Here is a 25,881-nt window from a genome sequence, read left to right as displayed (position 1 = left end):
GATGTTCCGGAGGCCCCCACCATGACGGTTGCCATCACACCCCGACCCCTGAACTCCAGGGAGAGGGGCGTGCTCCAACTGGTACTCTCGCAGGAATTTCCCGGGGCAGCCGAGCTGCTGGCCCAGATCGACCTCGTCGAGGTGTACGCGCAGTGGGGTCCGGAATCGGCGAGCGTCGACGTACGGGTACGGGAAGGCGCACCGCCCTCGGTGGTGTCCGGCCTCGTTCCGGTGCGATCGATCGTCGTGGACGAAGCCGGCTCCCTGTTCGGGGAGATTCTCCTCTGGGTGGCCGACGGGTACCTCGCGGCCATTGAATTCGCGTGGTACGGCGACGAGCCGCCGCGGACCCTCCCCGAAGCGCGCATGATCTCCACCGAAGTCCAGGCCGACCAGTAGACCGGTTCGGTTCGCACCGGACCCGCACGGCCAAGAGCCCCGCCGGAATCCCTTCCGGCGGGGCTCTTCGGACATCCGGGCGCCCCGGATCCGATGCGCCGGTCGACCGGGCCGTCGAACGTCCGTCCTGGGTCGTCCTCCTCGGCGTCGGCCGGCTCGTACCGGTCGATCTACTGGGTGGTCGCCTGGACGTCGGTGGCTTTGAGGAACGCCAGGCGGTGGTTGAAGCGGATCGGGTAGTAGGTGTCGTGGCCGACGACCAGGGTGCGGTCGTCGGGCGCGTCGCCGTTGATGTTCTGGTCGTAGAAGTAGTCGGCCTGCTCGGGGGTGGCGGCGACGGCAAGGTACGCCTGTCCGGCCGGGACGGTCGCGCGCAGAGCCACCACCGGCAGCGGTTTGATGGCCGGGTAGGGCGTGTAGGCGGCGGCCTCGGGATAGGCCCGGCCGTAGACCGGGATGGTGGCGGCGCCCGGGTGCGGGGCCAGCACGGTGGTGGGCCCGGCGGCCCCGGTGCGCCGGTCGGTGTGCGCGGCTCGACCGTTCGGGTTGGCGAACCAGCACTTCTGGCCGTCGTACCAGATCGCCGTCCAGTCGCCCTGCTGGTCGGCGACGACGTAGCGGGCGCCGGTGGAGGCCTTGTCGCTCCAGTCGTCGGCCCTGGTGGTGGCGCTGTTGATCAGCGGGGCGTCCGGGGCGGGCCGGGTACGCAGGTAGACGAAGTTCTCGGGGCGGGCGGGGACCCCGCTGACGGGGGGCTCGTTGGCGGTGTCGAAGGGCGGGGCGATGGTGACGGTGTCGCCGGGGCGGGGCGGTGTGTCGGAGCCGGCGTCCAGCGGGGCGTGCAGCAGGTCGAAGTAGTGGGCCCAGTCCCAGAAGGTGCCGGGATCCCAGTGCATGTCGGCGATGGCGTCCTGAGTGGGGCCGGGGACGTCGTCGTGGCCGATGACGTGCTGGCGGTCCAGCGGGACGCCGAAGCGGTCGGCGAGGTAGCGCACCAGGGCCGCCGAGGACTGGTACAGCTGTTCGGAGTACCAGGTGGGGCGGTCGGTGGGCAGGGCGAAGCCCTCGTGTTCGATGCCGATGCTGTGCATGTTGACGGTCTTGTTGCCGGCGTGCCAGGCGATGTCGCTGGTGTGCACCAGCTGGGTGACGTGGCCGTCGCCGGCGCGCACCAGGTAGTGCGCGGTGGCCTGTTCGCGGGGGTCCTGGAAGGCGGCGAGCGCGCCGGCGTAGTCGCTCTCGGTGTCGTGGATGACGAGGTAGCGGATCTGCTGGCCGTCGTCGGGGCGGTGCGCGGGGTTGTAGTTGCCGTAGGAGGTGGGGTCGTCGGGGTCGGTCAGCGCGTAGGCGGCGGGGATGAAGTCGCAACCCAGGCCGGGCGGGCACTCGGGGGTCTGGGACGCCTGCAACGGAGCCGGGGACGACGGCGAGGGAGCCGGGAGCGAGGGGAGCGGAGGCGGTTCGGGCAGGGCGAGGTCCGGTACGCCGGGCAGGGTGAGCCACTGGCCCTCGGAGGTGGTGCGGGAAAGGCCCTGGCGCCAGGTGGCGTAGACACGGTCGGCGAAGGCGCGGCCGGCTGCCTCGCCGTCCGCTCCCGCCCGCCCGGCCTGGCCGAACCGAACGACGGCGGGGTACCAGTGGGCGGGGTCGGCAGTGCCCGCGGTACCGCTCTGCTGCCGGTAGCGCGCCAGCAGGGCGGCGCCGCCGCGAAGGTTCTGCGCGCTGTCGGTGCGCAGCTGGGCCGCCGGGCGGTGGATCAGGTCGGCGGCGGCCTGGAGGGTGTGCAGGGCCGGGGAGTCGACGACCCGGGGCCGGGTGGGCCGAGCGGGCCGTGCGGGGTGGGGTCGGTCCTCGCCGCGTTGTCCGGTGGCCCTCTCACCGGGGGCGGCGGCGTTCTCGGCGGCGACGTCGACCTCGGTCAGCCCGAGGACGCCGTAGTTGCCGGTGGTACTGGGCGCACCCCGGTGGGACTCCCACCGGCTCTCCTGGTAGGCCAGGGCCAGCAGCAGGCCGGGTGGGACGCCGAACTCGTCGGCCGCCGCGGTGAACTGGCGCTGCAGGACCAGCGCGCCGGCCGGGACGACGCTCGCGGTGGTGCCGTCGTCGGGTCGGGCGTGGGCAGCGGGCGCAGCCGGCGCGCTCGTACCGGGGGCGGCGCCGACGGCGGCCAGGGCGAGCAGGCCGGCCACCAGGGGCCGTGCCCGGCGGGCCGGGCGGGAGGGGGTGGGGGCGGGGGTGGGGAATCGGGCCATTCCACGGTTGTAACGTCTCTGACGACCGATCACCCGCCGTGACATTCGCCCGGCCGGGGCACGCGTGGGCGGCCGTGGCCCCGGCGTGCGGCAGACCACGACGTCGATCGGCCGACCTGGACCGGAGAAAGTACGCACCGGCGTGTAGACGGCGGTCGGCGCAATGATCGATCCGGGACGGGCCATCGGGCTGACGGTCCACCGTGCGTGCTAGAACCTTCGACGGCGCTGATCTCACCCGCGATCACCGCCGTCAGCACCGTGCATCCATCGGCAGCAACTCCTCCACCGAAGGAGAACCATGTCCGTCGCACGAACCGCACGCACCGTCCGATCCGCCCTGTTAGCGGCCCTCGCCGCGCTGGCGCTGCTGCTCTCCGGCGCGGCCGCCACCACGCCCGCCTCCGCCGCGACGACCGCCGCGACCACCGTCACCGGTCTGGACGGGGTGTGGGCCTGTGACGTCCCGGCCGGCTACGTCTACGACCAGGTGTCCATGAACCGCAGCTGCAGCGGCGGCGGCAGCTGGAACTCGCCGCAGTTCCACCTGCGTACGCCCGTCGACGGGCTGACCGCGTGTATCAGCACGCCGGCCTTCGTCTACGACTCCATCTCCTGGGGCTACGCGTGCAGCCAGCAGTCCGGCGTGATCTCCAACGCCTACCACCTGCGCACCCCGTACGACGGCCTGACCGCCTGCGTGGGCACCCCCGCCTTCACCTATGACTTCGTCGGCCGCAGCACCGCCTGCAGCCTGTCGTACGGAAGCGGCATCCCCTCCACCACCTTCCACCTGCGCAAGCCGGTCAACGGCATGTGGGCGTGCGACGTCCCCCGCGGCTGGACCTACAGCGCCACCACCTCGAACCTGGACTGCGCCAGCATCCAGGGTGTGCCGACCACCAAGTTCCTCCTGGTCGGCTGAGTCCGAGCAACACCCGTGGAACGGGCGGGCGACCCGGCGGCGGCCAGGCCGCCCGCCCCGGCCCACGGTGGGCGGCGGTGCCGACGTGCCGTCACATCCGGAGCAGGTTGCGCACCAGGCCTGTCATCTTCGGCGAGGGAGCGACGTTGAGCTCCCGCTGGAGGAACGAACGGTACCGCTGGTAGGAGTGCAGTGCGCTGGCGATGTTGCCCTCGGCAAGGTGCACCTCGACCACGATCCGATGCGCCGTCTCGCGCACGGGGTCGATCGCGATCGCCGCGAGCGCGGTCTGGAGCGCAGCCAAGTACCGCTCGGCGGCGCACAGTTGGCGGGCCAGGCTCTCCAGCGCGTACAGCCGCAGCTGGTCCCAGCGCTCGCGCTCCAGGCTGAGCCACTCCTCCTCCCAGCCGGGCAGCAGCTCGGCGGCGAGGTCGTCCACCAGGTCGTCGCAGCTGGCGGGCAACTGACTGAGCCCGGCCACCACTTGCCGTGCACTGCGGCGCGCGTCGCGCAGGTCCACCCGGACGGCGGGCGAGAGGCGCAGCCACCGTCCGGTGGTCTCGATCGGGATCGCCGAGCCCTCGTGCCGCGCATGGTACAGCGCGGCACGCAGGTTCGCCGCGGCGCGGCATTGCGTCGAATCCGGCCAGAGCCGCTCGGCCACGGCGACGCGCTGGACGCCGTCGTCATGCAGGGCCAGGAACGCCAGCAGGTGCTGAGCACTCACCGGAAGGAGGACACGGCCTCCGGCGTCGGTGGCCTCGAAGCCCCGCAGCAGTTCGATGCCCGGACCATCCCAGAACACAACCCCCACTCTGCCCCGACGGACCGTTCCGCGCACCCCCTCGGAGCCGCTGCGGACCCGAGCGCGCCGCGTGACCAGCGCGTTCGTTCGCCATCGCACGCTGCGTCGTGCGAGTGCTTCGCCACCGTCGCAGGGACGTTGCGCAAGCGTCCCGCGTGTGTCGTCCGGGCGTGCCGGAGGCTCGTCGCCGAGCGTCACGAGGCCGCCGGTGGACGGCCCGGGACCGCCCAGCAGCCCAGCTTCGCACGGGTGTTGACGGGGCGAGACGGCTCGACTCCGACGGGTGGCGCCACCACGACGGGTCACAGACCGTCACGGCGAGGCCGGATGGGTGGCCGCTCGGGCGACGGGCACACCTCCTCGCCGTGCCGATCGCAACGCCGGCGGGACGGAGCCGTGACGGTGCTCGGCCCGCCACCGTGACGCGCCGGAGCACGCCCGCCGCACGCCCGGGCTCGTTGACTTTCAGCAGTTGCTGCGGGCTCCGCAGCAGGCCGGCCCGACCGCCGGGAAGGGCCCCGCCCCCTGGAAAGGACCCCGACGCCCGGGAAGGTCCCCGACCCCCGAGAAGGGCGATGCCACATGGAGGCCAGAGCGGTGCTGTACGGCAGCCGAGCCCCGGAGGACGATCTCCTGGGCGACCCGGCCGTGTGCATCGCGGTCCTGGACGGCCCCGTCGACCTGTCACACCCGTGCTTCGACGGGGCGGACCTCACCCGGCTCGACACGCTCGTCACCGAGCCGGCCGGCGGCGGCCGGATGTCCCTGCACGGCACCCATGTCGCGAGCCTGCTCTTCGGCCAGCCCGGCAGCCCGGTGACCGGCCTCGCACCGCGGTGCCGCGGTCTGATCCTCCCGGTGTTCACCGACGCGGGGGAGGGCCGGGTGCCCCAGCTCGACCTGGCGCGGGCCGTCGAGCGCGCCGTCCAGGAGGGCGCGCACATCGTCAACATCAGCGGCGGCGAGCCCAGTCGGGACGCCCAGGCGGACGCCATGCTGGAGCGGGCGCTGCGACTGTGCGACGAGAGCGGCGTCCTGGTGGTCGCGGCCGTCGGCAACGACGGCTGCGACTGCGAACAGGTGCCGGCCGCCGTACCGACGGTGCTCGCCGTCGGCGCGGCCGGGCCCGGCGGCGAACCGCTGGAGTCGAGCAACTGGGGCTCCGCGTACGCGACCAACGGCGTCCTCGCGCCCGGGCAGGGCATCGAGGGCGCCGCGCCGGGCGGGGGGCGCACGGCCCTCACCGGAAGCAGCTTCGCCACACCACTGGTCTCCGGGGTTGCCGCCCTGCTGGTCGGCGCGCAGGTGCGCGCGGGACACCGCGCCGACCCGTTGGCCGCCGGTCGGGCCATTCTGCAGGGCGCGGCCGGCGCGCCCTGTGCGCCCGCCGAGGCGCCCGAGTGCCGGCGCCTGCTGGTCGGGCACCTGAATGCAGCCCGGGCGTACGAGCTGATCACCCGCGAAGACCTGACGGCCCGTCGGTCGGCCGCCGAGACCACCGCGGACGGCGTCCGCACCACCCCCTCCCCCGAGGCCGGGGCCGCCGCGATCGGCGCACCCTCGTCGCTCGGGACCTTCCCTTCCGACTCGCACGAGGGAGCCAGCACCATGGACACCGAGAGTGTTCCCGCCGTCACCGCCCAGGCGGCGCCGATCGCGCAGAGCGCACCGTACGAAGCCTTCGCGCCGGCCGCTGTCCCGGCGGCTGCCGCGGCTGTTGCCCCGGCTGCTGCTCCGGCCGTCGTACCGGCTGCTGCCGCCGCTCCGGGCACGCCGCCCGTCAGCCCCGTCCCCGTCCCGCCTTCCGCGCCGGCCCCGGCTCAGGCCGCGGTCGCCGGTGCCACCGCATCCGGCTTCGCCCCGGCGGCGCCCGTACTCGCGGCGCCCGTACCTGCCGCGCCCGTACCCACCGCTGCCAGCTCGCCGCCCGCGCCGGCGGCCGCCGTACCCACCGCACCGGCCACCCTTCCGCCCGACTCGGGCCGGCTGTCCCAGGCCCCCTGCGCCTGTCAGGGCGGGGTCCGGCCGTCCTGCGCCTCCACCAACGACCGGCCGCTGGTGTTCGCGATCGGCCAGGTCGGCGTGGACTTCCAGACCGAGGCCCGTCGGGACAGCTTCCGCCAGCTGATGGACCCCGTCCAGGGCAAGGAGGCCGGGGGCTCGGTGCCCGAATCGCCGGCCAACCCGTACGACGCCCAGCAGCTGCACGACTACCTGACGGTCAACCCGTGGGCCTCCGACAAGGTCACCTGGACGCTGAACCTGGAGAGCACCCCGGTCTACGCGATGGAGGCCGAACTCCCGGTCGGCATGGACTGGCCCAACACACCCCTGGACACCCTGCTCAGGACCGGCCGCACGCCGGAGCAGTTGCAGGAGCTCGACGATCCCGTCAGGTACCGGGCCCAGGCGCAGGCGCTCGTGGCCGATCCCGCCAAGCTCACGGACCTGCTGATGTCGCTCGACGGACCTGCGCCCCCGGTGTCGATGATCTACCGGTCGTTCCGCGACGCGTACCTCGGCCAGCACCTGCTGGCCACCGAGGACGGCTACATCTCCCGGATCTCGGTCCCCGGCCGGCTGACCGACCGGACGGTCCGGCTGTTCTCCGGGCAGGTCGTGCCCGTCATCGAGATCAAGAGCCGTGGCGTCTACATCTGGTACGAGAAGCAGCTGGTGGACGCCGTGGTGCAGGCCGTCAAGAAGGAGGCCGAGCAGCAGAAGGTGACGATCAACGAGCTGTACATCCAGAAGACCATGATCGCGTTCCTCGACAAGGTCTACTACCAGTTCCGCAACCTCGGGCAGACCTCTGCCGACCGGGCACTGAACGCCGCCGGGACGAACGCCTTCTCGGTCGCCAAGACCATCAGCCGGGCCATGCTCCTCGGTCAGGACATCCCCAGCACAGAGGACCAGGACAAGCCCAGCCTGTACTGCATCGACAGCGTTTCCGTCACGAAGAGCCCGTACTGCCGCATGGGCTCGGACTGCCAGGACGTGAGGGTGAGCTTCTTCGACCCGGAGAACGAGCGGCGCGCGCGGGTGAACATGCTGTTCACGATCGACGTCAGCGACGAGTTCCCCGTCACCCTGGCGCCAGCCCACCAGTTCATCGAGTCCTGAGCCCGCGGCGCCACCAGGAGGAGGCGGATCATGAAGACCCTCGAAACACAGCGCAAGCCCGACCGCTACCTGCCGGCGCTGGCCCCGCCGGTCCGGCGCGACGACCAGGCCGGGGCCGGTCGCCGAGCCGGTGGTCCGGGCGTCGAGGCGTCCCGGTCGGCGTGCGCCGGGCTGACCGGCCCGGCCCGGAGCATGTGCTACGCGGCCCTGTGACGGCCCGGCCCCTGACCCGGCGAACACCGAACAGAACCGGAACACGAGTAGGCACACAGCCAGGCACAACAGGCAAGCAAAAGAAGAAGGGATGACCGGAAATGATCAACGAAGAAGTCCGCGAGGAGCGCCACGCATGGTCCCCCGCCCCGCAGCTCCCGAAGCTGGCTCCGCCGGTCGACCGCACCGGCACCACCGGCGGCGCCCAGGACGGTACGCAGGGCGTCGAAGCCAACTTCGACTGGGGGAACATCCTGGGCACCGTGCTGAACACCGCTTCCAAGTTCCTCTGACGAGGCGCCCACGCCGACGGCAGAACCCGAGCCCTCTGCCGTCGGCACCCGTCCGGTGACGCGTCCACCGGGGACCGGCCACCGGAACGCCGAGCAGGAGAGGAAGAACCATGGACCAGCAGCCGCCCCAGGTACGACCGATCGACCGCAGTCAGGGCTACGACGCCTACCTGAAGGTGATCAAGGTGGTCCCCAGCGTGGACGACAGCCTGAACCCGGCCATGCCGCCCACCAACGTGATCCGCGGCTTCGTCGGCCGTGTGATGCCGCCCGGCCCCGCAGGCGCCATCGCCGTCGCCGAAGCCGAGGCGGGCGCGGGCGCGGGCCCGGCCACCGGGACGACCGGCGCACCTTCCGCCACCGAACCGTCCACGGCAATCATGGACGGCCCCGGCGGCATGTACGGCCCGAGCTTCTCGGACCCGGCCCCCTGGGCCTGCGGCGGCGCCCCCACTCCCGGCTGCCTGCCGCCACCGTCCCCTGCCATCGGCGGCCGGCGCTGACACCGCACCGAAAGGGATGAGCGGAAATGATCCACGAAGAAGCCCGCGAGGAGCGCCGGACGCGGTCCCCCGCCCCGCAGCTCCCGAAGCTCGCTCCGCCGGTCCACCGCGCCGGCACCCCCGCAGGTTCGCCCGGCTCCGCGGCCGGCGTCGAGGCCGACTCCATCTGGGACGACGTGAACCTGAACCCCCGATGGTCATGGACGGCTTCGCCCTCTGACCAGTACCGCCCCGCGCCACCCACACCCGAGAAAGGATGAGCGGAAATGATCAACGAAGATGTCCGCGAGGAACACCCGACCTGGTCCCCCGCCCCGCAGCTCCCGAAGCTGGCTCCGCCGGTCTACCGCGCCGGCACCCCCGCAGGTTCGCTCGGCTCCGCCGCCGGCGTCGAGGCCGACTCCTTCTGGGACGACGCCCTCGGCGTCATCTCGAAGGTCGCCCCGCTCGCACTCGCGGCGATCTGACGACCCCCGCACCGTGCCGACCGCCCGCCCCACCCGCCGGCGGCCGGCACCGCCCGTGCCCCCACCCCACCCACCGGCCGACCCCCGACACCGACCGCCACCGCCCTGAGTGAGTCATCGATCGCATCGGGCCGTCGTCCAGGTGAAGCAGCGGCAGCGCTTCCGCGCAGATGCCGGGCGCATCGTCGACGGCACGTCGGTGCCCGCCTGCGTCCCCGATGCGGGAAACGGGGTTGTCGCGGAGCTCCTCCGGCCGGACCCGGCCGCGCTGGGCCGGGTCCGGCCGGAGGAGCGAGCAACGAACGCAAGCGTGTTCTCGTGGCCGGCGGGCCGTCCAGGAGCCGCCATGACACTGACGCTGGCACGCGGTTCAAGCTATGAGCAGGCGGAGGCCGAGATCTGTCGCGTCGAGGTCGGCGAGGTGGCTGTTGCGCTCGGCCCACCGGCCGGATTCGAGGTCGTCGCCAAGGCTTCGTACCGCCCGCTGCTCGGCCTCCGGCCCGACTCTCGTCCACACCGACGTCGCACGGCGCACGGGATCCTCCAGATACGCCCCCGGGCGGCGCCAATAAGCCTCGAACAGGCCGTCAGCGCAGTCCCACGGGATCGGCACCGGCTCAGCGCGGGCGCCGATCGCGTCGGCCATCCCGGCAAGCGAGGGAAATCCTGTGAGAACGGCGGCGAACTCGGGCAGGTAGTCGCGGGTGAGCCAGAACCGGTCCTGCCACCCGGGCTCGTCAGTGTCGAACGTGAGCACCAGCACACGGCGGGCCACGCGCCGCATCTCGCGCAGCCCCGCTATCGGGTCCCCCAGTGGTGAACGGTGGAGACGGCCATCGCGACGTCGAAGGAGTGATCCTCGAACGGCAGGCTCTCCGCGGCGGCGGCCACGCACGGCGCCGAGCCGGCAGGCCGCTGCCCTCGCATGACCGCCGATGGCTCCACCGCGGTCACGTCGCGATCAACAGGCTCGTAGGAGCCGGTGCCGGCCCCGACGTTCAGCACCGTCTGCGCGTCCCCGAGCGCGTCCCAGATCTGCGCGGCGATGCGCGGATCGGTACGCCGTGTCGCGAGGTAGGCGCCGCCGATCGCGTCGTACAGCCGTGCACCGAGCATCTCCAGTTGCTCCTCCGGTGTCACCTTCAGTCCCTTCGCTCGTGCCTCAAGTTCCCTGTCGATGGCCGCCACCATGGCGTCAGCACGATCACGCCGCTCCAGCTGCAGGCCACGCAGTCGGCGCAGGTGCGCGACCGCGTCGGTGGACGGGTCGTCGACCAGTTCCGCTACTTCCCGCAGCCCGAAACCCAACCGCCGATAGGCCAACACCTCCCGCAGCCGCTCCACATCGCCCGCCGAGTAGGCCCGGTACCCGGCCACGGTCCGCGCAGACGGTCGGACGAGCCCGATCTCGTCATAGTGATGCAGCGTGCGGACGCTCACGTCGGCGAGCTCGGCCACGCGTCCCACGGTCCAGTGATCATCCACGGCACCGACTATGCAGCCTGACGCCACGTGAGGGTCAAGAGCCTCACTCCGGACCAGACGGTTGTGGAAGCTTCGTTGAGGACCGGCGACCCTCCACGCACTCCGCAGGAGCCGCATCGCCTCGACACCGCCGAGCACCGGCAGCACCGGCAGCACCGGCAGTGCTGGCAGGACCGGTTGCCGCGCTCAGTGCCGGTAGGCGGCTGTCGCGATCTCGATGAAGGACCGGATCAGCGGGTTCGCGTCGCCTTCGTTCCACACCGCCACCACGCGGCTGGGCGCCATGTCGGTCAGCGGTACGACCGCCAACTCCGGGGGCAGCTCGTGCCCGAGCGGGGCGAGGCCGACCGTGCCGTTCCACAGCACGGCGTGCAGGCACTCCTGGACAGCGCGCACCACCGGGCCCTCGCGCGGCGTGCCGCCGTTCCAGTACGCCTGCCAGAGGGGGTCGGTGCCCGGCGGGAACCGGAACCACCGGCGGTCGCCCAGCTCGGCCAGCCGCAGCCGGTCACGGCGGGCCAGCGGATCGTCGGCACGCAGGACCACGCCGACCGGATCGGTTCGCAGCACACGCACCGTCAGGGCGGTCTCGTCGAACGGCGCCCGGGTCAGGGCGACGTCGACCAGTCCGGCGTGCAGCCCGCAGGTCGGGTCGGTCAGATCGGTGTCGCGGATGCGGATGTCGATGCCGGGGTGGGCCCGGCGGTAGGCGGCGGCCAGCCTGGATACTCCCGGGTCGGTGCCGTCGCCCAGGATGCCGACGGTGATGGTCGCGGCGCCGGCCGCCGAGCTCATGCGTGCACGGACGCGGTCGGCGTGGTCGAGCAGGGCCCGCGCCTCGTCGAGCAGCACCGCGCCCACCGGGGTGAGCGTGACGCCGGTGGGCGAGCGGGCGAACAGCAGGGCCCCGACATCGGCCTCCAAGCGCTTGATCGCCCGGCTCAGCGGCGGCTGGCTGATGTGCAGTCGGGTGGCGGCGCGGCCGAAGTGGAGTTCCTCGGCGACAGCCACGAAGTAGCGCAGGGTCCGTAGCTCCACGCTGCAACGATACCCACCGGGTATCGGCGCCGCGGGACGGGTCTTGGACACCGGTGGACCCTCGGGAGTGCACTGGTGACCATGACCGAAGAAGCAGCAGCCGACGCGCCGCAGGCCCGCCCCGCCGTCTCGGTGGTGCGCCCCGGCGAGGGCGAGACGATCGTCCTGGGCACCACGCGCATGCGCGTCCTGGAGGACGGCAGCCGCACCGGACACCGCCTCGCGATCGCCGAGTCCGTCCTCGCCCCGCACACCCAGGGACCGCCGCAGCACCGCCACACCCAGCACGACGAGGGCTTCTACATCCTCTCCGGGACCGTGCGGTTCACCGTCGGGGACGAGGACCACGACGCCCCCGCGGGCACGCTCGTGATGGTTCCGCCCGGCACCCCGCACACCTTCGCCAACCCGACCGACCAACCCGCCGTCATGCTCAGCACCTTCACCCCCGACCTGTACGTGCAGTACTTCCGGGACCTCCAGGAAACCCTCGCCGGCGGCCGGCCGCTCACGCCCCAGGCCAACATCGACGCGATGAGCCGCTACGCCACCGTGCCCGCCACCGACCTCGCCTGAAGCAGTCGACGGTTGGTGTGAACCGCTGACCCATGAACGGGAACCATGAACCTCGCCTACTGGATCGTCGCGGGGCCGCTCGCCCTCTTCTACCTCTACGCGGGCACGCTGAAGCTGACCCGCAGCCGCGACCGACTCCGACCGATGATGGCCTGGGTCGACCGCATACCCCTGCCCGCCCTCAGAGCCCTGGGCACGGTCGAACTGCTCGGCGCGGCCGGTCTGATCCTGCCGCCGCTGACCGGCATCGCGCCCCCGCTGGCGGCGGCCGCGGCCGCCGGCTTCGTCCTCCTCCAGGCCGGCGCGATCGCCGTCCACCTGACCGGCGAAGACCGCCGGATCGCACTCAACCTCGGGCTCACCGCCACCGCGGCGGCAACCGTCTTTCTGGCCACCAGGCTGTGACCGAGCACAGCCCTCGACCGACGGATGCCACGCTGTGAGGTGCCGACAGATCACTCTCGCGCGAGGCGAGTTGGCGGGATCGTGGCGATCTCCCGGTCGACCAGGCCGATCGGCCCGTGTCGGTGCGAGGCCCTAGGGTGGGCGCCGTGGACGAGTTCGAGTACGCGGTACCGATCCTGCCGAGCCGGGATCTGGACGAGACCTTGGAGTTCTACTCCCCTCTGGGCTTCGAGCCGCGCGGGCGGTGGGACGGAGAGGACGGCTACCTGATCGTCGTCCGGGGCACGATCGAACTGCACTTCCGTCACGACCCCGGAGTGGACCCGCTGGCCACGGCCGGCAGCTGCTACCTGCAAGTCCGCGACGCGGACGCGCTGTACGGCGACTGGGCGCTGCTCGGCGTGCCCAGCGACCGGGCAACCGGCAGCCGGCTGACGCCGCCCACCGATACCGCCTACGGGATGCGGGAGTTCGGGCTGGTCGACCGCAGCGGCAACCTGCTGCGGATCGGCAGCCCGTACCGATCGCGCTGAGAAGCGATCCCGACCCGCCGACCGCCACCTTCGTGGTGTGGGCGGCTGACGCCCACCGACCACTGACCGAGATGGCCTGCGGGGACCGGCCGCCTCGGCCACCCTGAGCTCGATCGGTGGTGTCAGCAGGGGCTGCCGCCCGGACCGCCGAAAAACAGGTAGGTGCCCCAGTCGAACGACGACGAGTTGTTGGTGATCTGGACCGAGTAGCACGATCCGGTGACCGATCCCGCCTCCGCCAGAGTCGCGTACACGGCGCCGCCGCCCAGCGGATTGACCGCCGCCGCCCGCTGGTACGCGGCTTGGCCGAAGCCCGCCGAGGCGTGTTGTCCTGAACCCATTGAGGGCCAGAAGGTGAGGCTCGATCCGACCTCGCCGCCGAATTTGGCCCGGGTGGCTCCGGTGGTCAGCGGCCCGTTGTTGAACCATGACAGCGGAAAACAGCCGATCGGATTGTCGTCGAAACCCACCACCAGGCCGTCCTCGGCCCTACTGGCTACCGGGCTTCACCCGCAGGGGGGCCAGGGAGTCCAGCACGCGCTTCGTCAGGGCATCCGGCAGCGGGCCGTACATGAGGTTCTCGCCGGCCGCCTGGCCCGGCGCACTCAGCCCGTGGGCCAGGAAGTTGGTCAGGACGGCGGTGCCGGCGAAGGCGCGGTCGGCCCCGCCGTGGTCGCAGAAGCCGATGTAGCCGACGTCGACGATGGGGTAGCTGCCCGAGGCGGGCCTCGCGTAGTCGATCGTGACCGTCAGGTTGGTGCCCGTGCCCTGCACCGAGCCCCCGGCGGCCATCATGCTTGCGGAGTGGGGGGTGAGTTCCACCGCCTCGGAGCCGCCGGTCCTCACCTTGGCCTTCTGGAGGGCGCCGGCGTCCGGGAGCGGCACGAAGGACATCGACCACTGGCCCCCGGCGACGTACGCGGGGAGGTCGGACGCGTTCGTGCCGGACGCGGGCCGCGACTTGTCGGGCCACGCCCGGCCCGGCTGGTACGGGAAGTCGGCGGGCGCCGCCTTGGCGAGGTACTGGGTGAAGATGGCGGTGGACGCCGACTCGTTGCTCGGGATCCGCACGTCGATCGGCGTGTCCGGCAGGTTCCAGATCGAGTTGAGCGCCTTGATCGCCGGGTCGTTCCACTTGGTGATCTTGCCGGTGAAGATCTTGGCGAGCGTGGGGGCGTCGAACTCCAGCCCCTTGAGCCCGGGCGCGTTGTAGACCACGGCGATCGGCAGCACGGTGACCGGGATCTGGGAGGCGTAGCCGGTGGGGCAGTGGCGGCCGACGACGGACCGCTGATCGGCCGTCATGGGGGAGTCCAGGGCGACGCCGTCGGACTTGAAGGTCGCGTACTGGTCCATCACGGTGCCGCTCGCGGGGCCGTTGAAAGTGATCCCGGCGCCCGGGCACTCCTTGGCGTAATCCGCCTGCCACTGCTTGACGAGGGCCACCTGCAGCCCGTCCGCGCCGACCGCCTGCTTGCCGTCGGGGCCGCAGGCGGAGGCGGCGGTCGTCGCCGTCACCGAGGAGGACGGGCCGGGGTTCTGGCCGTGCGCCGGCTTGTCCGGGGCGCGGTCCTGCCAGGCGAGGAAACCCAGGGTGCCCGCCGTCGCGACGACCACCGTGGACAGCGCTGAGCCGATCAGCACACCCTTGCGCCTGCGAGGGCGCGTGTCGGCGTCGGCGAGGGACGGGCGGGTGGAGGGGGCCGCCATGTACGAGGGGACGACCGGTGGGACCGGGCCCGTCGGCGCTGCGGCCTCGGCGGGCGCAGTGGCCGGCGTCGCGGTCGGCGCCACGGTCGGCGTCGCGATCACCGGAGCCGGAGGAGCCACCGCCGCGAGCAGAGCCGCCGGGGCCGTAGGCGTGGGCGCCACCGGACCGGCCGCCACCGGACCGGCCGCCGCCGGGGCCGCCGCCGTCGGCGTCACCGGCCCCGTCCGAAACCGAACCGTCCGATCCCGCTCACCCTGCGCAGCAAGCCCCAACAACCGCTCAACCGTGGGCCGTTGCTCCGGATCCTTGGCCAGGCAGGCGGCCACCAGCGGACGCAGCTCCGCCGCGAGCCCGGTCAGGTCCGGCTCCTCGTACACCACCCGGAACCCCACCGCATGCGAGGAGTCCGCGCCGAACGGCCCGTACCCGGTGGCCGCGAAGGCGAGCACCGAGCCCAGCGCGAACACGTCCGTGGCCGCCGTCGCCGTACCACTGCGGAACTGCTCGGGCGCCATGAACGGCGGGGTGCCGACGGCCACTCCGGTGCTGGTCAGCTGGGTCTCGCCGGCCGCCTTGGCGATGCCGAAGTCGATGACGCGCGGGCCGTCCTCGGCGAGCAGCACGTTGCCGGGCTTGAGGTCGCGGTGCACGAGCCCGGCGCGATGGATCTCCCGCAGCGCCTCGGCCAGCCCGGCGGCCAGCCTGCGAACTTCGGGCGGGGTCAACGGGCCCTGGCCGGAGACCCGTTCTCCCAGCGAGGGACCGGCGATGAAGAGCGTCACCAGCCAGGGCGCCGGCGCGTCGGCGTCCGCGTCGAGCACGGGCGCGGTGAACGCCCCGCTGACCTTGCGCGCGGCCGCGACCTCCTGCCGGAACCGGGCCCGGAACTCGGCGTCCGCGGCCAGCTCGGGCCGGATCACCTTCACCGCCACCTGACGCCCGGACACCGACCGGGCGCGGTACACCACACCCATCCCGCCCGCGCCGAGCCTGCCCTCCAGGAGGTACCCGCCGATCTCTCGCGGATCGTTCTCCAGCAAGGTCACGTCCCGACCCCTCCCCCCGGCATGATCGGCCACCTGGCCGACCGGCCCAGCTTAGTGGGGCACCCGTTCACGAACCGACGGCAGCCCTCGATAACCGCAGGTCCACCCGCTGCTCGACCGTGCCGAGGCCGAACCTGCGGGTGGGACGGGTACCCGGCGGATGTCGTGTGAGGGTGGCCCGGCGGCCGTCCGATCCGACGGGCATATCGTCCGCTCCATAGGCCGGCCGACACTGCACGGCCATCCTGCCGAACACCCCGAACGTCAACTTCACCACCGGCACCCACGCAGCCGACACGGTCGACACGGCCAACGCGGCGCTCAACTGCCGCCCCGACGGCAGAGGTTGGTCGCTCGCCCCCTGGACTCGGCCCACCACCCGTTGGGCAGCCGAGTCGGGAGGGTGCACGGGGCCGTGATCCGCGGGGCCGTGACCGGGGCCGACCCGTCGCGGCCCCGCCGCACGTGCCGAGGCCGGACGCGCCGGCCTGGCGGGCCGCCGCGCGCTGGCTCCCGGCCCTGTCAGGCCGACCGGTTGTCCGGCGGTGTGGCCCGGGAGCTGCCCGGATCGGGGGCGGGCAGCGGCCAGGTGGGCCGGGTGAGCTGGTGGCGAAGGGCGTCGAGCCGGGCGAGGTGGGTGTCGAGGGCGGCGTTGACGGTGCTCGTGGTGGCGGCGACTCGGGCTTCGAGGTCGTGGATCCGGTCCAGGAGGTCCTGCCAGCGCTTCTCGGCGGCGGCGACGGGGTCAGGCGCGGCGTCGGTTGCTGTCATCGCGGAGCTGGGCGGTGTGATGGGTGAGGGCGTCGAGGCGGGTGGCGAGGTCGCCGTGGCCGGTGCCGAGGTGGGGGCGGATGGCGGCCAGGGGCGCTATGAGGTCGGCGGGGTCGGTGGCCCCGAGGGCGGCGGTCAGGGCGGCCTGGGCGGAGCGGGCGCCGGGGGCGAGCGTGGTCGTGGTGATCCGGGCGGCGAGGATCCGCAGCTCGGCGGCGTTGTCGCGGGCCCAGGCGGAGACCGTTCGGTCGGCGGCCCGGCGGTCGCGGACGGCCTTGACACGTTCGGCGCCGGTGCCGGCCTGCCGTGTGCTGCCGGCGGCGGGCTTGAGGCGCAGGTAGCGGTTCTCGGCGGCCTGGCGACTGGCGACGCCCATGGGGTGGGCGAGGTCGGCCCAGGTGGCGCCGGCTTCCCGCGCGGTCTCCACCAGGCCGGCTTCCCAGCCGGCGAGCTCGGTGCGCAGCTCGCGGAGCAGCACCAGGGCGGCCAGGGCCTGCTCGGGGCCTTCCTGCGCGTCGGGGCCTTCCTGCGCATCGGGGGCGGTCGAGGGCTGGGACGCGGGGTTCCGGGCGGTGCGGACGGCGTCGTCGATGGCGGCCAGCGCCGCCGCGGCCGCCAGGAACGAGGCGGGCCAGGCCGGCCGGGGACCGTCAGCGGGTCTGCGGGGCTTCTCACTCATGCAGTCACTCTATAGGCGACACGCGGACTTGTCATCGGATGGATGACGCGCTAGAAAGGTGTCAGGTGAAGCGCACTGGCACCCATTCGATCCATGGAGGTGTTTCGCGATGCTGCTGCGCACTGACCCGTTCCGCGAGCTGGACCGTCTGACCCAGCAGTTCCTGGGCAACACGGGGACCTGGTCGCGTCCGGCTCCGATGCCGCTGGACGCCTACCGCGCCGGCGAGGAGTACGTGATCTGCTTCGACCTGCCGGGGGTGGACCCGGAGGCGATCGACATCGACGTCGAGCGGAACATGGTGACGGTCAAGGCCGAGCGCAGGCCGCGCCACCAGGGCGAGGACGTGAAGTGGGAGCTGTCCGAGCGCCCGCTCGGCGTGTTCTCGCGCCAGGTCATGCTCTCCGACACCCTCGACCCCGCCGGGATCACCGCCGACTACGACGCGGGCGTGCTGACCCTGAAGATCCCGGTCGCCGAGAAGGCCAAGCCCCGCAAGGTCGCGATCAGCCACAGTGGCGACCGCAAGCAGATCCAGGCCTGACCCGCTCGCCGATGCCGTTGCGGCCGCCCCGATCTCTCCCCCCTCGATCGAAGGGGCGGCCGCAACACCCCCGACTGCCGGCCCCCGGCCGGCCATGGCGACCGGGAAACGCCATGAACGGCCGGAACCTTCATCGTGCACCGGCGCGCGCCTGGTCCTGCACGGGCCGCCCACCCCGCCGCCAGGCTCCTCCGCCTCCCCGGCCTTACGAGCCTCACGGGCCTTGGCGCCTGCCTGGCCCCGGCCGGCCCTCTGACCGCACCGCTCAGGCGACGCCCGGGCCCGGTCCGCTCCTCACCCACAAGGAGGACCCGCAGTGACTCTTCGATGGGAGGCGTTCCTGGAGGAGGTCCGGGAACGCGGTGAGTACGACACCCCGCAGGAGGCCGAACGCGCGGCCCGGGTCGTCCTGGCCCTGCTCGGCGCCCACCTGGTCGGCGACGTGCGCGCCGAACTGGCCGCCCGCCTGCCGGAGACCATGGCCCTGATCCTGCTCAACCCCCTGCAGGCAGCCGAACCGCTCGATCCCGAACGGTTCGTGCGCGCCACCGCGGCCTGGATAGAGGGCGCCACCGAGACCACCGCCGTGTGGGACATCGGCGCCGTCCTGTCCACGGTGGCCGACGCCGCCGGCGACGACCTCACCGGGCGCATCCTGCTCCAACTGCCGCCCGGCTACGACCTGCTGTTCGGACGCCCGACCGCAGGGACACGACCCTGACCACCCCGCACGCCGCCGCTGACCCGCCGGCGGCCAGCCCCTGGAAGGCCCCACGGTCATGACCCGCTACCGCCACCTCCTCCAGCAGGTCCGCAGCAGCGGCCGCTACCCCAGCGACGAGGAAGCCGAACGCGTCCTGGAGGCCGTCCTGGCCCTCCTCGGCTCCCAGCTCACCGGCGACGAACGCTGCGACCTCGCCGCAGTCCTGCCCGAACGGGCCCGGGCCGTCTTCGCCGCCCAGATCCCCCTGCCCCACCCCGTCACCGCCCCCGCCTTCGTCGAAGGCCTCGCCCACACCCTGGGCACCAGCCTCACCGCCGCCCGCTGGGACGCCTCCTCCGTCCTGGCCGCCCTCACCACCCTCACCGACGACCACCTCACCGACCGCCTCCTCGCCCACCTGCCCCGCGGCTACGCCCTGCTGTTCGGCCGCGCGGACCTGGCCGCCGTCGCCTGAAGCGGGATCCGGCCCGCGTACGCGCGACCAACGCCGGGCCGGGCCTTCGCCTTCGGCCGCGCCGCCTGGTGAACGGAGGCCACCGGCCTCTTGGCAGACCCGTCTACAAACACCCTTTCCCCGGCCGGAAGGGAGCCCCCATGTCCCCCCCGTCACGGCACACGCTTCAAGGACACCGGTGTCCCCGCGCCACTGCTGCGGATCACCACGCCGCCCTGGCCGGCACCGAACCACGCACCGGATGAGGTGAGGCGACCGATGGACAGACCCCGGCGCTACGCCGTCACCCTGCCCGGAACCCCCGGCCGGCACGGGCCACCCGAGGTCCTCGTCGTCCACCCCACCGGCGAGTTCACCGCTGCCGGGGTGCCGGTGTACGCGGATGAGACGGGCACCTTCCGGGTGGCGATCGAAGGGGAGGCGGCGAGGCCGCTCACCGCGCTCCCGGGGCCCGGCCACCACCCCTGCCTTCACGCCGTGCCACTGCCCGGGTAGAACGCGTACCAGGCACCCATCGAGAAAGGCTCGTGTCTTCCCAGCCGCCTGCGGTCTGTTCGGGCGGGTTCCCGTCCGCTGTTGAGAAGAGGCGGGAAGGCCGGTCAGGGAATCAGCACTGCGTCGCCGGCTCTTCGCCTTGCGTCTCTTCCGCGGCACGTGCGGTGAGAGCCCGGTCCGCTCGTGCTGCCCCGCCTGCCTCCCCTCAGCCAGCACGAGCGCCGGGCAGCACCGCATGTGCTGTGGGCCGTTCAATGCCAGAGTTGATCGAAGGTGTGGATGGCCTGCTGGGCCGCCGGGGCGAGGGTGTCGGTGGTGGCGGGCGAGCCGGCCGGCTGGAGGAGGTGGGTGACGTCGGGGAGGGTGACCAGGCCGGGTCCGCCGGTGCCGGCCGACTTGAGGGCGTTGACGAGGGGGTCGGTGGTCGAGCAGGGCACCTGGGTGTCGGCGGTGCCGCAGGTCACCATGACCTTGGTGCCGGACGGCACCTTGGCCGCGACGTCCGGCGGGTACACCGCATCGTCGGTGCGGGCGAAGGCCAGGTTGGCGTTGAGGCTCTGGAACACCGTCGCGATCGGCCCGGGCAGGTCCGTGGTGTCGGCGGGGCTGCCGGCGCGGATGCTCGTCACCCCGCTGGTGACGGCGGTCTTGACGGTGGAGGCCTCGGCGGGGCCGAGCTGTCCGGCGGAGACGGCGGCGTCCACCTGCTGGTCCACCTGAAGGGTGACGAGGTCGAGCAGGCGCTCGTCCTGGGGCTCCAGGAGCGCCAGACCGGCGGGGGCGGGCTTGGCGTTCCGCTCGACCTCCAGGGCGATCAGGGCGCCCTCGCTGTGGCCGGCGATGAGGAGCTTCTGCGGGTCGGCACCGGGCTGGCCCGCGAGGAACTGGTAGGCGGCAGTGGCCTGTTGGACGAAGGAATTCAGGTCGAGGCTGCCCGGGTCGCTCGCGTGGACGCCGAGACCGGTCTGTCCGGTGCCGTACTTGTCGTACCGCAGGGTCATGATGCCGTCGTCGCCCATGAGCTGGGCGATGTCGGCGAGGGTGTCGGGCATCAGCTGCGGGGGCTGGTTGCCGTCGCGGTCCGTGGGCCCGCTGCCGGGCAGCAGCAGTGCGGCCGGCACCTTGGTGCTGCCGGAGCTCTGCGGGATGTGCAGGGTGCCGTAGGTGGTGGTGCCGTTGACGACGAAGGACACCTGGTGGTCACCCGGGGCCGTGGGCGATCCGGAGGAGGACGGGGACGCCGAGGCGGTCGCCGGGGCCGACTCGACCAGCAAGGCGGCGTGGCCGGCGGCCGGGGCGGACTCGGCCTTGCCGCCGGAACCGCAGGCGGTGGTCAGGCCCAGCGCGGCGAGCAGGGCGAGCGCGGAGGCCATCCGGACGGTCGGGCGGTTCGAGGGTGTGGACGGGCACATGGCTTCACTCCTGAGATCGGTTCAGTCCTGAGATCGAGAGCCTGCGGTCGACAGCGGGAGCCCGCGCTCACAGCGCCGCAGCCGCCCGGACCTGCGCGGCCACGGCCTCCGGGTCCGGCACGGCCACCAGGAGCACGTCGAATTCGGCCTCGCCCTCGGCAAGTTCGATGCGTACGGCCCGCAGACCCCGCTTCGCCAGGACGAACTGTCGTCCCTCGGCGGAACTCCGCCAGGTCCCGGCCTTCACGACGCCCGGAACGCTGGTCCCCGGCGCGCGCATGCCGTGCGCCGCGGTCAGCGGCTGGTCCTCCACCGACACCGAGCGGACGGCGGCCAACGGCACGGCGATGTCGCCGTGCAGCGCCTCGACCCGCTCCCACGTCGTCAGGCGCACCGTCAGTCGGCCCGCCTCGGTCACGATCTCCGCCACGTTCGAACCTCCGCCGCAGTGCCAGGGGATCCACGGATTACCACCCGGTCGGCCGGGTGTGCGGCCTCGACACCACGCGACCACCCCTGCGGCCCATCGAGTGGAAGGCCCCACCCGCTCGCCACCGCTGCCGGATCGTCCTGCCGGGCCGCCGAGTCCGCTGATCCACGGAAGCCGAGCTGCCCCTGGCCACTCGGCCGGCGTTCAGGATCGGCTGGGTCCGCGGAGCGCCGGCCGACCAGGGCTCGGGGGCTGCGGGGCTGTCCATCGGGTTCGAGCGCCGTGAAGCGGCGATCTGCGAGCAATCTTCGAGCGACCTCGGCCGTTGCTCGCAGCCCCGCCTCCGCCGGGGCATGCGCAGGGTGCTAGAAATCCTTGGTGGACGTTCCCCCCGAACCTTCGACCCTCCGTGTCTTCGTGGCCCTGGCTCCGCCCGACGACGCCAAGGACGAGTTGGCCCGCTTCCTGCAGCCCGCTTACGCCAGGTACCCGCGGCTGCGGTGGAACCGGATCGAGGACTGGCACATCACCCTGGCCTTCCTCGGTGAACTGCCCTCCACGGCAGTGCCGTTGCTCCGGTCGGTGCTGGCCGGCCGGGCGGCGTCGCACCCCGCCCTGCAGCTGCGCCTGCGCGGGGGCGGCCACTTCGACGAGCGACTGCTGTGGAGCGGGATCGACGGAGACCTGGAGGGACTGCACCTGCTCGCCGCCGACGTCCGGGAGCAGGTCAGGTCCTGCGGGATCGAGTTCGGCGACCGCGTGCTGCGGCCCCATCTGACTCTCGCGCGATCCCGTCGCGACGATTCCACCAGCGTGCCGCAGGCTGCGGCCGGGCTCACCGGGTTCGTGGGCCGCCCGTGGCGGACCGAGCGTCTCCACCTGGTCGGCAGCAACTTCGGTCGCGGCCCCGGGCCGATCCGCTACCGCGACATCGAGGCGTGGCGATTCGCCACGACCTGATCGGCGCGAGTCTCGCTCTCCGCTGCCAGGGCGTCTTCTGGAACAAGCTCTGTCCCTGTATGCGCGCGGGATGTCGGTTCGGGACAACCGCTCCCACCTGGCCGGGATCCCCGGGATCGAGGTCAGTCCGGACCTGATCAATCCGGTCGGGTGGGGAAAACCGGTCGACAGGCCGGCCCGCGACGCACTGTGATGGCCTCACCTGCTCGCCGCACGGGGCGGGCCGACTCCAGGAGTTGCTCTTGGTGACCGAGACGATCGCGGACACCCGCCCTGCGATTGATGCCGCACTGGTCAGGCGCCTGGTCGATGCGCAGTTCCCGCACTGGGCCGCACTGCCTCTGGAACTGCTCGATCCGGCCGGCTCGGACCATGTGATCTACCGGTTGGGCGAGGAGTTGTCCGTCCGCCTGCCCCGTCACCTCGGCGCCGTCGGGCAGGCCCGCAAGGAGTCCGAGTGGCTGCCGCGACTCGCCCCGCACCTGCCGCTGGCAGTCCCGGTGCCGGTGGGGGTGGGGGAGCCCGACTTCGGCTATCCGTGGCCGTGGTCGGTGTCCCGCTGGCTGGACGGCGAGGTGGCGAGCGTCGAGGCGCTGGCCGATTCGTCCGAGGCCGCCGTCGAACTGGCCGGCTTCCTGGATGTTCTTCAGCGGTTCGAGCCCGACCGGATCCAGGCTCGGGGGGCGCGCGAGGATCTCACGGCCCGGCCGCTGGTCGCACGGGATCGGGCGACGCGGGCCGCCATCGCGGCGGTCGACGGCGCGTTCGACGGCGCGGCCATGACCGAGTTGTGGGACGCGGCGATCGGCGCCCCCGGATGGGATGGTCCTCCGGTCTGGTTCCACGGCGACTTCCACACCGGCAACCTGCTGACCGTCGACGGCCGCCTCAGCGCGGTCATCGACTTCGGCGGGCTCGGCATCGGGGATCCGGCCTGCGACATGATGATCGCCTTCACCCTGATGTCGGCCGGTAGCCGGGCCGCTTTCCGCGCCGCGCTCGGCGTGGACGACGCTACCTGGATCCGAGGCCGCGGCTGGGCCCTGGCCACGGCCCTCAATGCCTACACCTGCTACGCCGCCGTCAACCCTCGGGTCGCCGCGCAGACCACCCGTCAGATCACGGAGGCCCTCATCGGGTAGGCACTCGGGGAGGGGTACACCGGTTCACGGGGTGTGCGTGTCGTGTTCGGCTTCCGAGGCGGCGACTGTGCTGCTGCGGCGGAGGCTTGTCCTGGCGCCGATCGACGGCCACGGCCAGGCCGACACCGACCGTGCAGCAGCTCGGCGGTGCGGTGCCACCACCACGACCCGTCCCGCACACACGCCCCATGCACGAACACGACCCACATCGCTGCCTCCACCTCGGCCTTGGCTGCCTTTCGACCGACGGCAGGACACCCCCCCTGCTGGTGGCCCGGCCGCCATGCCTGAATGCCGGGAGACCGGTTCATCGTCCGGGTCCGTCCCACACGCAGAACCTACCGGGGTCGGGTGTGCCGCCGGGCACCGGTTTGTGGGCGCCTGGCGGCGCTGCGGTGGCGGGTGGTGTTCAGGGCAGGAAGGGTGAGAGCGCGGCGGCGGTCGTGGTGCGGAAGCGTTGTTCGCCCAGCGGGGCCGGGAAGTGGCCGCCGCGTTCGAGGCTGATCACTCCATGGGCTGCCGCCCACAGGACGTCGGTGACCTCGTCGACGTCGGTGTCCGCCCGCAGGACGCCTGCCCGCACGCAGTCGCGGGCCGCTTCGCGCAGCACGTCCAGGCTGGCTGCCGCGCCCGCGCGGGCTTCTTCGTCCGGTGTGAAGCCGGGTACGGCCTCGCCGAACATGATGCTGTAGAAGTTGGGCTCGCCCAGGGCGCCCGCGCGGTAGGCGCGTCCGAGGGCGGCCAGGTAGTCGGCGGGGCGCCGCCCTGGGCACGGCGTCCAGGCGGCGGCGCAGCCGCGCGAAGCCCTCGTTGTAGAGGCCGCCGTGATGCCGTCCTTGGACCGAAAAGCCGGTAGAGGACGGTGGTCGAGCAGTCGGCGGCGCGGCCAGGCGGCGCATGCTGAGCGCGGCCGGGCCCTCGGCGGCCAGAAGAGCGGCGGCGGTGTCGAGCACGGCAGTGCGCAGGGCGGCCTCGCCCTGGGCCTGCGCCCGGGCGAAGACGCCGGTGGGGGAGCTGGCGGGCATGGGCATGGATCCTCCGGCGGCGGTGGCGGTTGTCGTCGTTCGTCTTCTGCGGCGCGCGTCTCTACTGCCGGTCCGGCAGCGGCCGGTAGATCGGTATGCCGGCTTCCTCCAGGGCGGTGCGCCGGGCGAAGTACTCCTCGCCCATCGGGTCCACGCCCAGCAGCGGCATCGCGCTGCGCCAGGTCGTCACGTCTTCGGGGGCCAGCTGCGCGGCTGCCGCGAAGTGCCGCTGCGCCGCCTCGTGGTGGCTGTGGCGCAGCAGCCACAGGGCCAGCGCGGCGTGCGTGCGGGCGAGCTGCTGGCGGGGGTCGGCGGGACGGGTCAATTCGGCGACGGCGTCCGGGTGCAGGCCGGTGTCGTCGGCGGTCACCCAGCGCCGCAGCGCGTGGAGCGTCTTCGCGGAGTCGAGTCCGCTCATGGAGCGGAAGAGGTCGGTGGCGAACTGGGTGTCGTTCGGCCGTACGATCCGTCCCTGCTCGTCGATCCACACCACGGTCGGGACGTTGAGCAGCTGGTACAGGTCGGCGACCCGTCCGTCGACGTCGACCAGTGCCGGATGCGTCGGCGCGGCCTCGGCGATCCACGGTGCCGCGTCCTCGATCCGCCGGTCCACGGCGACGCTGACCACCGAGAACCCCTCGGCGGCCAGCGCCGCGTGCTGGCGCTGCCACTCGGGCAGGTCGTAGCGGCAGCCGCACCAGGATGCCCAGAACACCAACGCGACCTTTCGCCCGCGCAGTTCGCTCAGCGAGTGCCCCACCCCGTGGACGTCCGGCAGCGTGAAGCCGGGCGCCTGACCGGCCGCCAGCGCCGCCGACCGCTCGGCCGCCGACGCCCCCACCGCCATCACGCGGGCCTGCGGCTCCACCACGACCGGCCGCCCCAACAGCCGGGCGAATCCCGTGACTTCGAGCACCTGCCCGCCGTCCTTCGCCAGCCCGGCCACCGCCGCCTGCGGAACGCACACGTCCCCCGGCACCATCCCTGCGGCTTGCGCACGAACCCGAGCGCCTTCTCGACCTGCGCCGCTGCCAGCCACACCTGTGCCCCGGCTCCCGGCTCCTCCGTCAGCTCGCCCGTCACGACGGCCTCGCCGTGGTCGTCCACAACGGTCAGCTCGGTGGTGCTCACGATGTCCCCCGTGGTCGCGGGTGCGCCTGCGGGCGCGCCCCGTGGAATAACGCTGTGACTGGAAAATAACAGCGTTTTCCGCAGTGCAGCAACCCTCATCCATGCGGCCGCCGCCGCGCCGCGCGCCGCCGAGAGGCTTGCTCCGGCAGCTGACGAAAGGGATCCCGCAGCTCGTGCCCGCGCAGGAGAGGACGGGCGACCGCCGTGACGGGAAGCCCGATCCGGCCCGGGGCCGGCAGCGGGCACCCTCTCGCGGGCGGGCGGGTGCGTCCCTCGCGCCGTGGACCGGGGCTTCGGGCGGCGGGTGCTGCGCGGTCCGCGGGTAGCCGGATCTGGT

The 25,881-nt window shown here is 72.8% G+C and carries 26 protein-coding genes and 2 pseudogenes; 16 read left to right on the top strand and 12 right to left on the bottom strand.

Annotated features, from left to right (window positions below):
• The first annotated feature begins 69 nt into the window (after nucleotides 1–69).
• Entirely contained in the window at nucleotides 70–399 is a 330-nt protein-coding gene (locus CRP52_RS35520) for a hypothetical protein (protein WP_121179460.1), read from the top strand.
• A gap of 170 nt (nucleotides 400–569) precedes the next feature.
• Here CRP52_RS35520 and CRP52_RS35515 read toward each other — a convergent pair whose 3' ends face one another.
• Entirely contained in the window at nucleotides 570–2,651 is a 2,082-nt protein-coding gene (locus CRP52_RS35515) for a peptidoglycan recognition protein family protein (RefSeq protein ID WP_097240970.1), read from the bottom strand.
• Between the two features lie 301 nt (nucleotides 2,652–2,952).
• Between CRP52_RS35515 and CRP52_RS35510 the strand changes: the two genes are divergently transcribed.
• Entirely contained in the window at nucleotides 2,953–3,576 is a 624-nt protein-coding gene (locus CRP52_RS35510; RefSeq protein WP_097240969.1) for a hypothetical protein, read from the top strand.
• 91 nt (nucleotides 3,577–3,667) lie between these two features.
• Here CRP52_RS35510 and CRP52_RS38790 read toward each other — a convergent pair whose 3' ends face one another.
• Entirely contained in the window at nucleotides 3,668–4,303 is a 636-nt protein-coding gene (locus tag CRP52_RS38790; RefSeq protein ID WP_179853148.1) for an AfsR/SARP family transcriptional regulator, read from the bottom strand.
• A gap of 660 nt (nucleotides 4,304–4,963) precedes the next feature.
• Between CRP52_RS38790 and CRP52_RS35500 the strand changes: the two genes are divergently transcribed.
• The 5 genes from CRP52_RS35500 to CRP52_RS38785 all read left to right on the top strand — a co-directional run bounded on the left by CRP52_RS35500 (nucleotide 4,964) and on the right by CRP52_RS38785 (nucleotide 8,983).
• On the top strand, nucleotides 4,964–7,507 hold the full coding sequence (locus CRP52_RS35500; RefSeq protein ID WP_097240967.1) for a S8 family serine peptidase: 2,544 nt from the start codon (nucleotides 4,964–4,966) through the stop codon (nucleotides 7,505–7,507).
• Nucleotides 7,508–7,537: 30 nt separating this feature from the next.
• Nucleotides 7,538–7,720 (top strand): hypothetical protein, encoded by a 183-nt coding sequence (locus CRP52_RS35495; protein WP_097240966.1) that lies wholly within the window; start codon nucleotides 7,538–7,540, stop codon nucleotides 7,718–7,720.
• A 101-nt stretch (nucleotides 7,721–7,821) separates the two neighbouring features.
• Complete coding sequence (locus CRP52_RS35490) at nucleotides 7,822–8,013, top strand: hypothetical protein (protein ID WP_097240965.1); 192 nt, start codon at nucleotides 7,822–7,824, stop codon at nucleotides 8,011–8,013.
• A 110-nt stretch (nucleotides 8,014–8,123) separates the two neighbouring features.
• A complete protein-coding gene (locus CRP52_RS35485; RefSeq protein WP_097240964.1) occupies nucleotides 8,124–8,516 on the top strand; it encodes a hypothetical protein in 393 nt (130 codons plus the stop codon).
• A gap of 266 nt (nucleotides 8,517–8,782) precedes the next feature.
• A complete protein-coding gene (locus CRP52_RS38785) occupies nucleotides 8,783–8,983 on the top strand; it encodes a hypothetical protein (protein WP_097240963.1) in 201 nt (66 codons plus the stop codon).
• A gap of 370 nt (nucleotides 8,984–9,353) precedes the next feature.
• Here CRP52_RS38785 and CRP52_RS35475 read toward each other — a convergent pair.
• Both CRP52_RS35475 and CRP52_RS35470 read right to left on the bottom strand, forming a co-directional pair.
• A pseudogene (locus CRP52_RS35475) lies at nucleotides 9,354–10,450 on the bottom strand (MerR family transcriptional regulator).
• 204 nt (nucleotides 10,451–10,654) lie between these two features.
• Nucleotides 10,655–11,506: a LysR family transcriptional regulator gene (locus CRP52_RS35470; RefSeq protein WP_257033220.1), complete on the bottom strand. Its 852-nt coding sequence runs from the start codon at nucleotides 11,504–11,506 to the stop codon at nucleotides 10,655–10,657.
• A gap of 81 nt (nucleotides 11,507–11,587) precedes the next feature.
• On the opposite strand from CRP52_RS35470, the gene CRP52_RS35465 reads away from it, so the two are divergent.
• From CRP52_RS35465 to CRP52_RS35455, 3 genes are all read left to right on the top strand, one after another.
• The gene (locus CRP52_RS35465; RefSeq protein ID WP_179853147.1) at nucleotides 11,588–12,082 is read left to right on the top strand and encodes a cupin domain-containing protein; all 495 of its coding nucleotides are present in this window, start codon (nucleotides 11,588–11,590) and stop codon (nucleotides 12,080–12,082) included.
• A gap of 45 nt (nucleotides 12,083–12,127) precedes the next feature.
• Nucleotides 12,128–12,487, top strand: coding sequence for a DoxX family protein (locus CRP52_RS35460; protein ID WP_097240961.1), 360 nt, complete (start codon nucleotides 12,128–12,130; stop codon nucleotides 12,485–12,487).
• 146 nt (nucleotides 12,488–12,633) lie between these two features.
• Complete coding sequence (locus CRP52_RS35455) at nucleotides 12,634–13,020, top strand: bleomycin resistance protein (RefSeq protein WP_143685919.1); 387 nt, start codon at nucleotides 12,634–12,636, stop codon at nucleotides 13,018–13,020.
• Between the two features lie 122 nt (nucleotides 13,021–13,142).
• Here CRP52_RS35455 and CRP52_RS35450 read toward each other — a convergent pair whose 3' ends face one another.
• The 4 genes from CRP52_RS35450 to CRP52_RS35430 all read right to left on the bottom strand — a co-directional run bounded on the left by CRP52_RS35450 (nucleotide 13,143) and on the right by CRP52_RS35430 (nucleotide 17,227).
• Nucleotides 13,143–13,493 (bottom strand): neprosin family prolyl endopeptidase, encoded by a 351-nt coding sequence (locus CRP52_RS35450; RefSeq protein ID WP_179853146.1) that lies wholly within the window; start codon nucleotides 13,491–13,493, stop codon nucleotides 13,143–13,145.
• A 16-nt stretch (nucleotides 13,494–13,509) separates the two neighbouring features.
• Nucleotides 13,510–15,777: a serine/threonine-protein kinase gene (locus tag CRP52_RS35445; protein WP_097240958.1), complete on the bottom strand. Its 2,268-nt coding sequence runs from the start codon at nucleotides 15,775–15,777 to the stop codon at nucleotides 13,510–13,512.
• 522 nt (nucleotides 15,778–16,299) lie between these two features.
• Nucleotides 16,300–16,548: a hypothetical protein gene (locus tag CRP52_RS35435; protein ID WP_097240956.1), complete on the bottom strand. Its 249-nt coding sequence runs from the start codon at nucleotides 16,546–16,548 to the stop codon at nucleotides 16,300–16,302.
• Nucleotides 16,523–17,227, bottom strand: a complete 705-nt coding sequence (locus tag CRP52_RS35430) for a hypothetical protein (RefSeq protein ID WP_097240955.1) — start codon at nucleotides 17,225–17,227, stop codon at nucleotides 16,523–16,525. The genes CRP52_RS35435 and CRP52_RS35430 overlap by 26 nt, the downstream gene beginning before the upstream one ends.
• A 109-nt stretch (nucleotides 17,228–17,336) precedes the next feature.
• Between CRP52_RS35430 and CRP52_RS35425 the strand changes: the two genes are divergently transcribed.
• From CRP52_RS35425 to CRP52_RS35410, 4 genes are all read left to right on the top strand, one after another.
• Nucleotides 17,337–17,771 (top strand): Hsp20/alpha crystallin family protein, encoded by a 435-nt coding sequence (locus CRP52_RS35425; RefSeq protein ID WP_097240954.1) that lies wholly within the window; start codon nucleotides 17,337–17,339, stop codon nucleotides 17,769–17,771.
• Nucleotides 17,772–18,087: 316 nt separating this feature from the next.
• Nucleotides 18,088–18,492: a DUF2267 domain-containing protein gene (locus CRP52_RS35420; protein ID WP_097240953.1), complete on the top strand. Its 405-nt coding sequence runs from the start codon at nucleotides 18,088–18,090 to the stop codon at nucleotides 18,490–18,492.
• A gap of 58 nt (nucleotides 18,493–18,550) precedes the next feature.
• Nucleotides 18,551–18,949 (top strand): DUF2267 domain-containing protein, encoded by a 399-nt coding sequence (locus CRP52_RS35415; RefSeq protein WP_097240952.1) that lies wholly within the window; start codon nucleotides 18,551–18,553, stop codon nucleotides 18,947–18,949.
• A gap of 258 nt (nucleotides 18,950–19,207) precedes the next feature.
• Nucleotides 19,208–19,444, top strand: a complete 237-nt coding sequence (locus CRP52_RS35410; RefSeq protein WP_097240951.1) for a DUF6296 family protein — start codon at nucleotides 19,208–19,210, stop codon at nucleotides 19,442–19,444.
• A 251-nt stretch (nucleotides 19,445–19,695) separates the two neighbouring features.
• On the opposite strand, the gene CRP52_RS35405 is transcribed toward CRP52_RS35410, so the two are convergent.
• Both CRP52_RS35405 and CRP52_RS35400 read right to left on the bottom strand, forming a co-directional pair.
• On the bottom strand, nucleotides 19,696–20,856 hold the full coding sequence (locus CRP52_RS35405) for an alpha/beta hydrolase family protein (protein WP_097240950.1): 1,161 nt from the start codon (nucleotides 20,854–20,856) through the stop codon (nucleotides 19,696–19,698).
• Between the two features lie 67 nt (nucleotides 20,857–20,923).
• The gene (locus CRP52_RS35400; protein ID WP_097240949.1) at nucleotides 20,924–21,286 is read right to left on the bottom strand and encodes a hypothetical protein; all 363 of its coding nucleotides are present in this window, start codon (nucleotides 21,284–21,286) and stop codon (nucleotides 20,924–20,926) included.
• A gap of 378 nt (nucleotides 21,287–21,664) precedes the next feature.
• Between CRP52_RS35400 and thpR the strand changes: the two genes are divergently transcribed.
• Complete coding sequence (gene thpR / locus CRP52_RS35395; RefSeq protein ID WP_097240948.1) at nucleotides 21,665–22,246, top strand: RNA 2',3'-cyclic phosphodiesterase; 582 nt, start codon at nucleotides 21,665–21,667, stop codon at nucleotides 22,244–22,246.
• Nucleotides 22,247–22,491: 245 nt separating this feature from the next.
• Nucleotides 22,492–23,388, top strand: coding sequence for an aminoglycoside phosphotransferase family protein (locus CRP52_RS35390; protein WP_373560587.1), 897 nt, complete (start codon nucleotides 22,492–22,494; stop codon nucleotides 23,386–23,388).
• A gap of 409 nt (nucleotides 23,389–23,797) precedes the next feature.
• Here the strand turns inward: CRP52_RS35390 and CRP52_RS38780 are convergent, their stop codons facing one another.
• The gene (locus tag CRP52_RS38780) at nucleotides 23,798–24,133 is read right to left on the bottom strand and encodes a TetR-like C-terminal domain-containing protein (protein ID WP_306458944.1); all 336 of its coding nucleotides are present in this window, start codon (nucleotides 24,131–24,133) and stop codon (nucleotides 23,798–23,800) included.
• A 341-nt stretch (nucleotides 24,134–24,474) separates the two neighbouring features.
• Nucleotides 24,475–25,544, bottom strand: a pseudogene (locus CRP52_RS35380) (redoxin domain-containing protein).
• Nucleotides 25,545–25,881 lie beyond the last annotated feature (337 nt).

It is taken from the genome of Streptomyces sp. 1331.2 (assembly GCF_900199205.1).
Taxonomy (GTDB): domain Bacteria; phylum Actinomycetota; class Actinomycetes; order Streptomycetales; family Streptomycetaceae; genus Kitasatospora.
This window is presented reverse-complemented; position numbering and strand designations above follow the sequence as displayed.

Excerpts from the sequence above, each read along its gene's own strand:
- CRP52_RS35465 (WP_179853147.1), top strand. The coding sequence starts at position 11,588 with ATGACCGAAGAAGCAGCAGCCGACGCGCCGCAGGCCCGCCCCGCCGTC.
- CRP52_RS35510 (WP_097240969.1), top strand. The coding sequence starts at position 2,953 with ATGTCCGTCGCACGAACCGCACGCACCGTCCGATCCGCCCTGTTAGCG.
- CRP52_RS35485 (WP_097240964.1), top strand. The coding sequence starts at position 8,124 with ATGGACCAGCAGCCGCCCCAGGTACGACCGATCGACCGCAGTCAGGGC.
- CRP52_RS35495 (WP_097240966.1), top strand. The coding sequence starts at position 7,538 with ATGAAGACCCTCGAAACACAGCGCAAGCCCGACCGCTACCTGCCGGCG.
- CRP52_RS35515 (WP_097240970.1), bottom strand. The coding sequence starts at position 2,651 with ATGGCCCGATTCCCCACCCCCGCCCCCACCCCCTCCCGCCCGGCCCGC.
- CRP52_RS35500 (WP_097240967.1), top strand. The coding sequence starts at position 4,964 with ATGGAGGCCAGAGCGGTGCTGTACGGCAGCCGAGCCCCGGAGGACGAT.
- CRP52_RS35410 (WP_097240951.1), top strand. The coding sequence starts at position 19,208 with ATGGACAGACCCCGGCGCTACGCCGTCACCCTGCCCGGAACCCCCGGC.
- CRP52_RS35415 (WP_097240952.1), top strand. The coding sequence starts at position 18,551 with ATGACCCGCTACCGCCACCTCCTCCAGCAGGTCCGCAGCAGCGGCCGC.
- CRP52_RS35405 (WP_097240950.1), bottom strand. The coding sequence starts at position 20,856 with ATGTGCCCGTCCACACCCTCGAACCGCCCGACCGTCCGGATGGCCTCC.
- CRP52_RS35490 (WP_097240965.1), top strand. The coding sequence starts at position 7,822 with ATGATCAACGAAGAAGTCCGCGAGGAGCGCCACGCATGGTCCCCCGCC.
- CRP52_RS38785 (WP_097240963.1), top strand. The coding sequence starts at position 8,783 with ATGATCAACGAAGATGTCCGCGAGGAACACCCGACCTGGTCCCCCGCC.
- CRP52_RS35435 (WP_097240956.1), bottom strand. The coding sequence starts at position 16,548 with ATGACAGCAACCGACGCCGCGCCTGACCCCGTCGCCGCCGCCGAGAAG.
- CRP52_RS35460 (WP_097240961.1), top strand. The coding sequence starts at position 12,128 with ATGAACCTCGCCTACTGGATCGTCGCGGGGCCGCTCGCCCTCTTCTAC.
- CRP52_RS35430 (WP_097240955.1), bottom strand. The coding sequence starts at position 17,227 with ATGAGTGAGAAGCCCCGCAGACCCGCTGACGGTCCCCGGCCGGCCTGG.
- CRP52_RS35425 (WP_097240954.1), top strand. The coding sequence starts at position 17,337 with ATGCTGCTGCGCACTGACCCGTTCCGCGAGCTGGACCGTCTGACCCAG.